Source organism: Bradyrhizobium nivariense, assembly GCF_029846695.2.
Taxonomy (GTDB): domain Bacteria; phylum Pseudomonadota; class Alphaproteobacteria; order Rhizobiales; family Xanthobacteraceae; genus Bradyrhizobium.
Window position 1 is genome coordinate 1 of the sequence record NZ_JARWCR020000123.1, and the last position, 12,767, is coordinate 12,767.

A 12,767-nucleotide genomic window follows, 5' to 3' on the forward strand; every position below is an offset into this window, starting at 1 on the left:
ATTTGACGGCCGTCAGTCCAAGCGGCAGCCCTTCGGTCGTCACCGCCAGGCTCGAGTGCATCAGGATGCCGCAAACCGTGTGCGATCTCAGGCGGCCCGCCTTGTCCCGGCCGCTGTTTATGCTCTTCGTGATTCCGACGCGTCTGAGTTCTCTCTTTGATAGCTGAACTCGGTCGTATCATGGAGCACCAGAACCGGACCGCCGGCGGCAATCGAGCGCTCATGCGTCGATTGAAAGTGGCCAGCCAGAATGTCCGCTTCGCTGACCCGGTCGTTGGAGAAAAAACGATACGCAGCCTTGGTGTTGGCCCAGTCCTGGCACACCAGCGGAATACTTTCGCCCATGGCGCTCCCGATCTGCGCTACCAGTTTGCGGAGCCGCTTGTTCAGGCGCTCGTCGGCAAGGCTGCAGCCAGCGAGCTCGCGATCAAACCATGCATCGGCTTCTTCGTCCATTGGCACCGTCCCCTGCGAATCGGTGCCAGACAAGGAATCACGGTCGATTCCTGCGATGCAATGGTTTGTGCGCTCCCTCAGCCCGTTCGACTAAATGTGGGTAATATATCACGCGAACTATCTACGCTTCATGGAGCGCAGCCGAACGAACTACCTTCGGCTTCTGGGACAGATCATCGCAGATTGTTCGAGGCTAGCGGCGAGGAGCTGAGCGGCTTCGCCTTCGTGGTGCGTTCTATGAAACTGGACTTCTTCAAACCTGGCTATATGGATGACGTGATTGATGTGATCGCGGCTCCTGAGAGCCTGACTCAAAAAGGGCGGGGAGCTCTTCAAGGCGCGGCGAGGCGCCTTGTCAGCAGCCTGAGACGGGCAACGTGAAGCCAGGCAAGCTCTGTCGCGGCTGAGCCTTCAAAGTCTCTGGTGAGGCGTCGGCAACGACCGCACCATGCAAAGGTCCGTTCGACCACCCAGCGTCTGGGCAAGAGCTGGAAGCCCTTGACCCCCGGTGGTCGCTGGACGATCTCGATTGTCCACGGCCCACAGTGGGACAGGGCGTTAGTAAGCTGTTTGCCGCGGTAAACCCGATCGGCAAAGACATGCTGAAGCCTCGGGAAGCGGTCTCGCAGGTGCTCGAGCAAGGGGACCGCGCCATGGACATCTTGAACGTTTGCAGGATGGACATGGGCTGCGAGCAGAAGGCCGTTGGTATCGGTGACGATGTGCCGCTTGCGCCCATGCAGGCGTTTGCCGGGATCGAAGCCACGAGGCCCTCCGGCCTGCGTTGTCGAAGCAGTTTGGCTGTCGATGACGGCAGCCGTCGGCGTTGGCTTATGGCCGAGCTTCTTCCGTGCCCGCCGCACAAGGACTCCAACGATCCTGTGCCACTGCCGCTGTCGCGCCAAGCGTAAAAATAGCCCTGCACCGTCGAGTATGGCGGGAACTCCTTGGGCAAGGCTCGCCATTGGCAGCCGCTCGACACAATATAGAAAATCGCCTGCACGATCTCGCGCAGATCGACCTCGCGCGGCCGGCCCAATCGGCGTCGGGGCGGCATCTTCCGGGCGATAAGCGCCCACTCGGCATCGGTCAGATCGCTTGCGTAACGCAGTCCACTGCGCTGATACTGATTACGAGCGGCTTTGGTCCACGGCATGGTGTCCTCCCTCGAATCTTTGCAAATCCGAAGGAATCACAAGCCCGCCAAAACCGCTCACTCTTTTTCGGTCAGGCTCTGAGGAGGTGAAGCGGGCTTCGATCGCGCTGCACCAACAGTGCAGGCGTGGAGCCGACTTGCTAGTCGAGACGCGTGTGCGTGTGGCCTTCGTCTCGGCTGGCAAAGCTCAACGCATCCCCAAGAGCTCGAGGGATGCCACGGAAGCGAGCGTTAAGGGTGCTTCTCAGGCAGGCTGATTTTTGGCTGTGGTAAGACGCCCCCAAGGATCGGCGCAGCCAGCTGGAAAACGGCTTTTCGCGTCCGTCGCCTGTGCAATAAGGCGCGCAATTCCGTCCAGCGTTGCCGGACATTGATTTGGCGTGACAGCCGTTGATAGCGGGCGATCTTGGCGCCGTAAGGGATGCGCTGCTCACACATGGTTTCCGCGCAGAGTCCAATTCCCGCAACCACCGATGCTTGGGATAGCAAGCCATACAGAGCCCCGGCCTCCGATGTTGGGATCTCGGTCGAGACCTTGGTCGTTCGCCCTGCTTCATCAAAGTCGAGCGGCGGGATCGGAATTCCGTGGCTCGACAACTTGCTAGCTGTCGCGAACACGATCTCGCGGAGCAATCCTAGCCTGCCATCCGCGGTGCGGGTTGAGGGCCCCGCTTATTGTTGCGCGTGCCGAACGACCAGACTCTAGATTCCCGACTTGACCTGATATTCCTACATCTGGTTGGCCTAAACCGTCGACGGAAAATTAGGTTCGGACCTGCTCGATGGACTGCCACATCGCAGGACGGACACTAGCGGACATGCAACGGCGCAGGTAGGTATGTCGCCCCTGGCCGAGTATGTGGATATCGCGCGTTGCCTTTGTCCAAACAGGCCAGGCCTGGAAACAAGATGGCCACTCGCCGGGAGACCCTGCCTGAGGAAAACTCGAAACAGCCTGTAAACCAGCACTACGTGTCTACCTGCGCCAGTTCGCCAATGAGCATGGGAAGGCTCACCACATCTTCGATCGCAAGAAGGCCCAGAGCTACAAGAACAACACCGAGGATGTGGCATGCCTGAACTACTTCAATCGCATCCATCCAGCTCGGGACTGTATGGATCCCGACGCGCTCGAGGCGGCATTGCGCAAGATTTCGGTGAGTCGATCCTCGACGTTTCCTGGCTGACTCAGCTTGATGTTGTTATCGTTGGACATGGCATATCGCTCCTTCGGTGGAGAAGTGGAGGCCTCAAGCACCCCCACATGCCGCCTTCCCGATTCCCGCCGTCACCAACTTTCAGCGATAGCTCGCGGGCGGAAACATGACCGGCTATAAGAAGATCGATCATCTGCTTCAATGCGTTGGCATGATCGACGCACCTCTCCGGAAGCTGCGAACGTCAGACCGTTCGGGCTGAAAGGCCTCAACTAGAATTGGCACGGCGCGCGCAGGATCGCTGTCGCCACATACGAAAACATCAGCGGCCGCGTAGGACCTCTCAGGCCAAGTATGCAAGGTAATGTGCGATTCAGCCAACAAGGCTATTGCGGAGACGCCGTGACCCGGACAAAACTTATGAACATGAAGGTGGAGTAATGTCGCACTCGCCGCACGGATGGCTTTTCGAATTGCGTCTTCCGCAATGGCCGGGTCGTTGAGGTTCTTCGCTCCCCATAGTTCGATGAGTATATGCGTCGCACCGGTAGACAGAGCCGGTGGGGCGTCCTTCTCGTCATCAATAGTCATTAAGAAATCTCCATTGAATTATTGGCCCAATAAGCTGAGCTATTCGGGATTTAGGTGACGAGGTGATCAGGCGCTTGGCTTGCCGGCACTTGCATGCTCTCAATGACGCGTTGAATCCGAATTGCGACGACCTTGGGCAACCGATTTGTGCCTTTGAGCCGCCGCCAGGTCCTTGATGCGGCGATCACCAGCTTGAATACCATCAGCTTGGCGGTGGTTGGCGACAAGGAGGCCTTCGGCCGCACGGTCCTGTATCGCCCGGTGGCGAACACGCGCTCGATGGGTTTGGTGGTGCGCAAGTGATCCCAGTGTTCGGCAAGAAAATCGTAGAAGGCCGGCAGCGCTTCGCGATCCTTGACCAGGCATTCGACCGCCCGGCCGTACTTGGCGCAATCGGCGAAAACGTCGGTCGCCGCTTCGGCGGACGCTCGGTTCGCGCCCAATAGACCTCGCGCAAATCCTTCCTCATGGTGGCCTGCACCGAGACTGAGAGCTTGTCCAGGACGTTCACGGTCTTGTGCACCCAGCCGCGGCATCGCCGACATTGGCCAAACTCGTTGTCATTGATGACGGCGCCCTCAATTGTTTTGCCAAGCCACACCTCCCTTGAGGGCGTGTGGCGCTGCGCGCCAAAGGCGTAACCGTGGCCACCGGCTCCGGTGACAAAGACGTTTGGACTCGCCTTGGGCTCAGTACTATGCCGGACGCGGCGAGGCGGGTATTTGTGCCGTCGGAGATAGCACTGCTGGCTTCGAGTTTGAGGCCAAGTACCCAGCTATTCTTCTGCCAGTCGTAGCCGATCTGGTCGCCTGCCAGAAAAACAGGAGTATCGCCGCCGCCGCCATAGACTGACGGACCGCAGGGATTACTGAAGGAGTTTTGGCCGTAAGCACGGCCGGCGTGCCCGCCAATGTGTCCTCCGGACCAGCTCCACAGAGCCGATGGCAGTTGTACGTCCGCCGAATTGGCTGTGCCGCTTGCGGTGATCGTTGTCGCTCCCCAAAAACGAACTCCAGATCGCATCAAACACTCCGCGGCGCTTTCCCGATCCACTACCGATCGAGCTGGCACCGGTGATGGCACCACGAATGAAGCAAGCAGCGTGCCGCTTGGAAGTGCGCGGTCTCCAGTTGCTTCGTACCGGGTGGGTACGTCACGTTGTGGACAATGGTCTTAAAGCTGACCGTCCGACAGTATGCTGCGCAGCAGGAAGCCCCTTTCCCGCTGCGGCAGCAGAAGGACACTTTTGTTGCCCTGGACAGATTCTCGATCAATCGAGACACATGCCGTAACGGCGAAAGCCAATGGATATCGTCGGCGAGCGGAGCCGGTTTGGAGCTGGACAGTTCTACCCACACAGGGATCGCACGGCTACGCCGCGGTCATCGAAATCCGGCTCGTGGGAAAAATCGTCACGAGGGATCATCACGCAACGCGGCAGGCGCAGGAAAGGCTCATCATCAGCGTCTTCCAGCTTACCACTAATACGAGGGCGGTAATAACAGTCTGGCTCCGGCTTCGCCGTATTGCTAAGCGGCTTGGTCGCAACATTATTCGTATCGGTTCTGCTGTAGGCGCCGAGACGAAGCTTCTGTGACGCGCGAAGAGAACTGCCGAGCATGCATGTCGTGGAGGGTAAGCGAAGGCGCTACGCGCAATTCGATTCCGGTTCGGAAAGCCGTATCGGAACGCCCTTTGGCCTAGACTGGACGTCGCCTGCGGGTCCGCAGCAAACGTTTCTGAGTGAATTTTCGTTTGCACCAAGGCGGACGACTGCGAACATCAACGGATTAAGGAGCTCGCGGCGGATGGTTCTGCACGCCTACGAGTCGTTAGGCTGCCCCCTAGCTATCTCGTGATAGCCACGAGCATCAAAATGTTTGAACGCTTAACGACTGTCCTTCAACGGCTATGGCAAACAACGCCGGCCTCGTTGAAAACGGTAACACACCTCTGTGTTCGTTCTTGCACAATCGATGTCATCGCTTAGGCGCCGCAGGCGACCTGCAGCTTGGCGAGCGCCAAGTCCACTTTCATGAGGAAAGCACAAATGCAAGAAACCACAAGCCGGAACGAGTCTCTGAGCGCGTTGGTTGCGAGTGCCATGCAGATTATCGCGTGTCTACTACAAGAACCGGGAGATGCCAACGCCAACTTGAGGCGCTAGCGTCCGGTCGTGTTCCCTGCCGATCATCGAGGAAATCGAAGCGAACGCAAAGGACGAGAAGCTGAGAATGGGAGAAACGACACACTATGACTGGCAGAACCAGGGCGGCTACGCAATGCACACCTCAATCAGGATCCCCGGTGTTCTGATTTGAGGGCTGCAGACGGCGACGAATGGCGAGACGCGTATGCCCACGGAAGATCGATCAGGCAAAAATCAGCTTGTGGAACGTCAGCCGGTCGACGCGATCAAGGCGATCGATCGCCTTGCAAGATCGGAACCGGAGAGGGTTGCGCTGAGGTACGGCGCAGACGAACTTACGTACAAGGCGCTGCGAGTAAGATCGGAATCCCTCGCGAGGACGTTACGAGGGCGGTGCGCTCGCGGCACAGTGATTGGCTATTGGGGTGAGCGGGACCTCGACTGGGCGACGGCGGTAGTCGCAATTTTGAAGGCTGGATCAACGTACCTGCCGCTCGATCCGTCGTTACCGGCTCCGCGTACATCATTCATGATCGAGCAGAGTCGCTGTGCTCTGATTATGGGGCCACGCCAGCTGGATTCGGTCAGCCCAATCCGGGCGAGCAGCAAAGGCGCCACGCAATTCATGACGATAGAGGCGGCGCTGCGCGAGGGCCAGACTTCGTCTGTTGTGCCATCATGGAACAAGGATGGACTCGCTTACATTCTGTTTACCTCTGGTTCAACGGGCCGTCCTAAGGGGGCAATGATCGAACGTGCAGCCCTAAACAATCATCTGGCTGCAAAGATTGATGCCCTGACCCTCACTCGGACGGATTGCATCGCGCAGACGGCATCGCACTGCTTTGACATCTCGTTATGGCAGCTTTTGGCGGGGCTTTGCGTCGGAGGCTGTACCGCGCTCATTGATGATGCGACACTGAAATCGCCAGTGTCGCTTCTCAAAGCGATTCAGGGACACGGCGTGACGGTAGTCCAACTCGTTCCGTCGATGCTTGCAGTATTTGTTGAATATTTGCAGCCGCTTGCGGCGGCTGATCGAGCTCTGGACGGTTTGCGGATTATTTCGACGGTCGGAGAACCTTTGACACCCGCACTGGCGCGCGCGTGGCTTGCCTTATATCCGCGGGTCCCCATTCTCAACCACTACGGGCCGACCGAGTGCGCGGACGGCGTCACGCATCATCTGGTTTCCGCGCCGCCTGCGCTGGCTGACGCTTATGTGCCGATCGGCAAGCCGATTTCTAATCTTGAGGTTTATATCGCCGACGGGCCGCGGCTGTGCAAGGCGGGAGAGGTCGGTGAAATCTGCGTTAGCGGCGTTGGCGTCGCTGCTGGTTACGTCAATGACGACGTCCGCACCAAGGATGCCTTTGGGCCAAACTGGTTCTCAAACGTTCCGTCCTTCCAGCGCCTATACAGGACGGGCGATCTCGGGCGCGTTCGTTCCGATGGTCTTTTGGAATGTCTCGGTCGACGGGACCGTCAGGTCAAAATCCGCGGACACAGAATTGAGCTAGGAGAAATCGAGGCTCGCCTCTCCGCTCATCATTCGGTGCGTGGCGCCGTCGCGGTCGCGTCCGTCTGCGCAGGCGTAAAGCTTATGGCGAGAGACATAACCAGGGCCGAGGGGGAAAGCGGGACGAGACGACTCATCTCGTATGTGTCCGCTCCAGCTGAGGTAACGGAAGGCGAGCTTCAGCACTTCCTTGCTGAAGCGCTGCCCATCTACATGCTCCCAGACAGAATCATCCACGTCGACGGTATTCCACTGACCAGTAATGGAAAGGTCGATTTTGGAGCTTTGCCCGACCCGACCAGTCTTCGCCCTCCATTGCCGACGCCATTCGAGGAGCCGCAAACCGACCTCGAAGCCCAGCTGTGCCAAATTTGGTCCGGTGTTCTGCGCATTGAGAACATTGGTGTGAATGATCAGTTCATAAGCCTGGGCGGAGACTCGCTCCGGGCAATGCTCATATTAGGCCGTTTGCAGACCCAGCTCGGAGTGAGAACGGATTTCAGGCTGGTCCTGAATGGAACGATCCGATCTCTCGCGGCTTCGATCTCGGCGCGAGCCGAATCTAGGCCGTGCACAGCACCGGCTGGCGGAAAGCTTACACGATCGCCTCTGACGCGAGTTCAAGAGCACCTATGGTTTCTTTCGCAGCTCGATCCGTCTGCCAGGAACTACATCATTCAGGGCGGCCTGCGAATGCGGGGCATCATCGATCTGGCCGCGTTCAATCGCGCCTGGACCGATGTCGTTCATTCCCATCAGGCACTTTCGGCACGCTTTATCGACGAGGACGGTCCGGTTCAGCTTTTTGATGCTCCGCACTGCGCAAGTCTCGAATTGACTGATGCATCTAATCTCACGTCGCAGGAGGCTGAGAAGCTGATCGCAGAGCTAAGGCGAACAGAGCTGAACGGCAGCTTTGATCTCAGCCAAGGTCATCTCTTTCGCGCGCGCATGATCAGTTTTGGCCCTGACAACTATCTCATACTGATCACCGCTCACGAAATTATCATCGATGCCTGGTCGATCTCTGTTCTGCTCAGGGACCTTCGACAAAGGTACGTCGATGCCGCGGCGTTTCTGCCAGAGAACCGAGTGTCACTCTCGACCTACGCGGTCTGGGAAACACAACACGCTACTCCGGAGGCGCTTGCCAACCAATGTAGCTATTGGCGTCGTCAGATTGGTGATGATCCGCCGGTGCTTTCGCTTGGAACGGCACGGGCGCGGCCGCAGACAAATTCGTCTCGCGGCGCATCGCATGCGGTGCTACTTGGCAGCGATCTATCCCATCAGATAAGGGAGTTTGCGCGCCGACATAGGTGCACCACGTCGACAGCACTCCTCGCATGTTTCAAGCTTCTGCTGCGGATGTATAGCGGTCAGGATGATATCATCGTTGGCATACCGCACGTCGTACGGGATCAACCTGGCAGTGCCGAAATTGTTGGTTTCTTCCTGAACATGCTGCCAATCCGCACCGCGATCGATGTGGGCCAGTCCTTTGCGGTTCATGCCTTGCGGATCCAGGCTGTGGTCAGCGATGCCATCGCAAATTCGGCATATCCGTTCGGCTGGATAGTAAGGGATACCAGGCTACATCGCGAAGCGGGACGATCACCGATCTTCCAGGTTATGTTCAACATGTACTCCGAGGCGGCGGAGCCACGTGGCCAACATGAGTTGGATCTGACATTCCGCGAATACGAGACCGGCTACGTAAAATTCGATCTGACATTGTACGCACAAGATCAGGGCGAGGAAATTGCCCTCCAGCTAGCGTACGCGGAAGACATATTTTCCAGTGATCTGATTATCCGCATGGCCGACAATCTGCGCCGTTTGATTGCAGCGTGCATTGAGAAGCCGCTTACGCCCATTCAAGATCTGAGCTGCCTCAGTGAGTCAGACGTCACTATGCTGGACGCGCTAGAGGGCTCGGCGCAGTCATATGAGACCGAATGTCCGCTTGTCCGAGCGTTCGAGCAAATCAGCGTCTCTAATCGCAGCGAGGTGGCTTATTGTGGTGATTTCGGTGAGGTCACATTCGGCCAGTTGCGTGAGCGCGTAACAGCTATCAGGTCGTTACTGCAGACTTCTGACGTGGGGGCTGGCGACATGGTCGCAATGCTGGTCGACCGGTCGCCTGACGTTGCCGCTGTTATTCTTGCCGCACGAGCTTTGCAGTCCATTGTTGTCCCTATATCGCCGGATTATCCGCGTGATCGGATCGAACATATCCTGCGAGATAGTCAAGCAAAGCTTTTGGTTCACGCAAATACCTCTGAGCCTGCTTTTGGAGTGACGTCGAGATGTTTATTGACTCTAGAAGCGTGCGGCGCGCCCGCGCGCGATTTTGAGTGCAGCGACAAACCACCAGATCAGGGAATTGCGAGCCTTATATACACTTCGTCCTCAACCGGGAAGGCGAAGGGAGTTCTTATACCGGAATCGGCAATTCTCAATCGACTGAACTGGATGTGGCGACGCTTTCCGTTCGATAGTACCGACGTGATGGTTGTCCAGAAGTCCGCATCAATTGTTGCGTCCGCTTGGGAGTACTTTGGGGGCCTTTTGAGAGGCGTGCCCGCGCTGATCCTAACCCAAGAGCAGTTGCTGGATCCAGATCTGTTGTTGTGCACGTTGGCGAGACATCGCGTGACACACTTGTTTGCCTCGCCGCCACTCCTGTCCGGGCTCATTGCTTCCCAAGAACGGCGCTCGCGACCGACCGCCTTGCGCTTGGTCACAAGCAGCGCCGAACCGATGCCGTCCTCGCTCCCTGTTCGCTGGCGTGAGTATTTCCCGGACGTGCCGTTGTGGAACTTCTATGGTGCTACGGAATGTGCATCCAATGCGGCAGTCTACGAAACATCGGATACCTGCGACGGCACGTCGCACGTCCCCGTTGGACGCCCAATCGATAACGTCAAACTCTACGTGCTCGATGCCCAGTTGAAGAGAGTCCCGGTCGGAGCCGCCGGCGAACTCTGCATCGCGGGACGCTGCGTGAGCGCTGGGTACTGGCGGGATCAAGATCGGACCAACCGCTGTTTCGTGCCGAATCCGTACGACGGCGGGCAATACGGCGTTCTTTATCGAAGTGGCGATATCGCGCGCATCTCAACAAACGGCCTTCTCGAGATTTGCGGCCGATCGGACAACCAGATCAAAGTACGGGGCTTTCGCATCGAGCTGGAGGAGGTCGAAGCGGCCCTTGAGTCTCATCCGGCAATCGCAAAGGCCGCGGTCGTCGCAGAAGACATCGATGACCATCGTCGCTTGACGGCCAGCTTGGTTCCGGCTCGCGACGGTCTAAGCTCTGCAGATATTGTCACCCATTTGCGCCACACATTGCCGTCCTACATGATTCCAGCCGCCTTTCGTTTGGTTGATAGTATCCCCCTTACGGCGAGCGGAAAGATAGATCGTGCTCGCCTGTCGTCCGTTCCTTACTGCGAGGTCGGGCCTGTTCCATCTGCTGAGCTCTGCACGAGGAAGGAGCGTATTCTTGCTGGGATCTGGCAGGATCTATTAGGCGCCAAGTGGGTCGGATTCGATCAAAGCTTCTTTGATATCGGCGGCGACTCTCTTCTGAGCGTGCGCTGCGTCACGCTGGCGCGCAAAGCCGGGCTGAATCTCACTGTCGACCAACTCTATCGAACACCGACCATCAGGGAATTGGCGACAGACGGAGCGGCAGTTACACGCGATACCTTCCTTTCCGGGGATGGCTCATTGCCAGTTACCCCCGCAATCTCATCTTGGAACCGTCTTGTCGGCTTCGATGAGCATTTCAACATCGGCGATCTGTTCTTCTTGCCCGGCGCCATCCTGAATATCCGAACGCTGGAACGCGCTCTTGCCCATGTCATGGATAGGCACGAAGGCCTCAGACTCCGTATTGCGCGAACCGGCGATGGTCTACGTCTGACAATCGGGCCTTCCGTGGCCGAACGCCTCGTGGAGGAGATCGATCTTGTCGGAATGACCGACCCACAGCAGCGTAAGGCAATCGAGAGCATCTCAGCAAGACGTCAGCACATGTTTCGGTTTGACGGCCAGACGCCTCTTGTTAACGTCACGGTGTTCCGCACATCGGAAAGCGGCGATTACTATCTGCTGGTCCTGATGCATCATTTTGTAGCGGACGGGATAGGCTATCGACTGTTCCTGGAAGCATTGGATGCGGCGTACGCCCTTGCCTCAGGCCACGCCGTGAGTGGTCCCGAGAACATACAAATGCTCTCTGCATGGTTGAAGCGCCTTGAGCACTACGCGAACAGCGAAGCGCCAGCCGAACTCAACTACTGGGAGAGGATTGACTACCATCAGTTCAATTTGCACGTCAGCGCCACCTCATCGGGCGGCGCGAGCGTTTCGAAAGTGACCGCGAGAGAGCTTCACTATGCACGCCTTGAAGGTCGCATGGATGAAGCGAATTGCCGATCCCTTTGGGAAGATCAGGGCAAGTACCATCTTGAGATTGACGAAGAAGCGACAGCTGATCTCCTCAATATTTCAGCCAGATTGGCGCATTGTCAGGACTTTGATGTGTTTCTTGCCGCCATTTCTGGCGCCTTTGGACGCGTTTTCGGCAACTATTCGCTCTGGATTGATAGCCTTACCTCAACCCGAGGTCGGCTGTTTGACGATCTCGATCCATCTCAGATCATCGGCCATATCAGCGAGCTCGTTCCGCTTCCCTTGAGTCTCACCGGAACGGAGCCCCGTCCCGATCGTGCTCGTTCAATATACCGCCAGCGCAATGCCCTGCCGCGCGGAGGAATAGGCTTTCGGGCCATGAAATTCCTAAACCGAGATCCAGCCGTGCGGAGCCGGATCGATCGCCTGCCCTTACCCAGGATTGGATTGAATTATCGAGCGGGTTTGCAGCGCCATTTTCCACGCCGTCTCCTAGCCAAGGATCCTTCTCCACTTTGGATCGGCGAAGACATGGATGAAGGGGCCGTGATTCACCTCTTCTGGTTCGATGTCGGATATCAAGCCGGCCATCTACAGATCGAAACGAGGTATGATCCAACCCACGTCGGTTATGAGGTGACCCGTAATCTTTGCATGGTGTTGCAACAGGAGCTGTTGCAGACGATCAGCGAATTCGGAAGAGCTGGGGACACCTTCATCCATGAATGAGCCGGATGCGAAATTCACCGTCGAGAGCGATCGCGATGTGATGCCAAAGAAAAAGCAGCACATCGATCTATCGGATCCCAATCTCTCGAGCCTTATCCTGCGGCTCGCCATTCCGTCTGTTGTTGGCTTATCGATCAGAGCCGGCTCCGCAAATCTGAACAGGTCGATAAGTGGAGTTTCTGCCTGACAGCGGGCACGCTGGTGCCTGCGAATCAGGAGCGACGATGAGCAGACGAGCACGCCGGAATCACACACCGGCCTTCAAGGCGAAGGTGGCGCTTGCCGCCGTCAAGGGCGACCGGACGATAGCTCAGCTGGCCGAGCAGTTCGACGTCCACCCCAATCAGATTACGGCGTGGAAGGCGCAGCTGGAGGGCGGAGCTTCCGGAGTTTTTGGACCTGGCAGCGCTGCGCCGGCCACGCCTGCGATCGACGTGAAGTCGCTGCACGCCAAGATCGGCGAGCTGACGCTGGAGAACGATTCCTAAGAAACGGCACCAGCTCCCGGTTCCAAGGGGTGCAGGACAAAGCCGAATGCCTTGGCACGTCGGTGCAAATTGTTGATCACTCGCGTCCGATAGCGTGTCT

The 12,767-nt window shown here is 57.6% G+C and carries 8 protein-coding genes and 2 pseudogenes; 4 read left to right on the forward strand and 6 right to left on the reverse strand.

Features of this window, described 5'->3' with window-relative positions; genetic code table 11:
• Positions 1-117 precede the first annotated feature (117 nt).
• On the reverse strand, positions 118-456 hold the full coding sequence (locus QCM77_RS44360) for an IS4/Tn5 family transposase DNA-binding protein (protein ID WP_280096955.1): 339 nt from the start codon (positions 454-456) through the stop codon (positions 118-120).
• A gap of 183 nt (positions 457-639) precedes the next feature.
• Between QCM77_RS44360 and QCM77_RS44365 the strand changes: the two genes are divergently transcribed.
• Positions 640-837, forward strand: coding sequence for a hotdog family protein (locus QCM77_RS44365; RefSeq protein WP_462804411.1), 198 nt, complete (start codon positions 640-642; stop codon positions 835-837).
• Here QCM77_RS44365 and QCM77_RS44370 read toward each other — a convergent pair.
• The 5 genes and pseudogenes from QCM77_RS44370 to QCM77_RS44390 all read right to left on the reverse strand — a co-directional run.
• Positions 789-1,612, reverse strand: a protein-coding gene (locus tag QCM77_RS44370) for an IS5 family transposase (RefSeq protein WP_280096954.1) whose coding sequence is annotated in 2 segments (ribosomal slippage) — positions 789-1,345 and positions 1,345-1,612 — 825 coding nt in all. Because the reading frame shifts where the segments join, the coding sequence is not laid out codon by codon here. The genes QCM77_RS44365 and QCM77_RS44370 overlap by 49 nt on opposite strands.
• A 231-nt stretch (positions 1,613-1,843) precedes the next feature.
• Positions 1,844-2,245: a hypothetical protein gene (locus QCM77_RS44375; protein WP_280096953.1), complete on the reverse strand. Its 402-nt coding sequence runs from the start codon at positions 2,243-2,245 to the stop codon at positions 1,844-1,846.
• Positions 2,246-2,580: 335 nt separating this feature from the next.
• A complete protein-coding gene (locus QCM77_RS44380) occupies positions 2,581-2,712 on the reverse strand; it encodes a hypothetical protein (RefSeq protein WP_280096956.1) in 132 nt (43 codons plus the stop codon).
• Positions 2,713-2,967: 255 nt separating this feature from the next.
• On the reverse strand, positions 2,968-3,360 hold the full coding sequence (gene speD / locus QCM77_RS44385; RefSeq protein WP_280096952.1) for an adenosylmethionine decarboxylase: 393 nt from the start codon (positions 3,358-3,360) through the stop codon (positions 2,968-2,970).
• Between the two features lie 50 nt (positions 3,361-3,410).
• Positions 3,411-3,892 (reverse strand): annotated as a pseudogene (locus tag QCM77_RS44390) (transposase); the annotation flags it as partial.
• A gap of 1,822 nt (positions 3,893-5,714) precedes the next feature.
• Here QCM77_RS44390 and QCM77_RS44395 point away from each other — a divergent pair.
• The 3 genes and pseudogenes from QCM77_RS44395 to QCM77_RS44405 form a co-directional block, all read left to right on the forward strand.
• A complete protein-coding gene (locus QCM77_RS44395) occupies positions 5,715-12,179 on the forward strand; it encodes a non-ribosomal peptide synthetase (RefSeq protein WP_280096951.1) in 6,465 nt (2,154 codons plus the stop codon).
• Positions 12,172-12,366: a hypothetical protein gene (locus QCM77_RS44400; protein ID WP_280096950.1), complete on the forward strand. Its 195-nt coding sequence runs from the start codon at positions 12,172-12,174 to the stop codon at positions 12,364-12,366. The genes QCM77_RS44395 and QCM77_RS44400 overlap by 8 nt, the downstream gene beginning before the upstream one ends.
• Before the next feature lie 37 nt (positions 12,367-12,403).
• A pseudogene (locus QCM77_RS44405) lies at positions 12,404-12,661 on the forward strand (transposase); the annotation flags it as partial.
• Between the last annotated feature and the right edge of the window lie 106 nt (positions 12,662-12,767).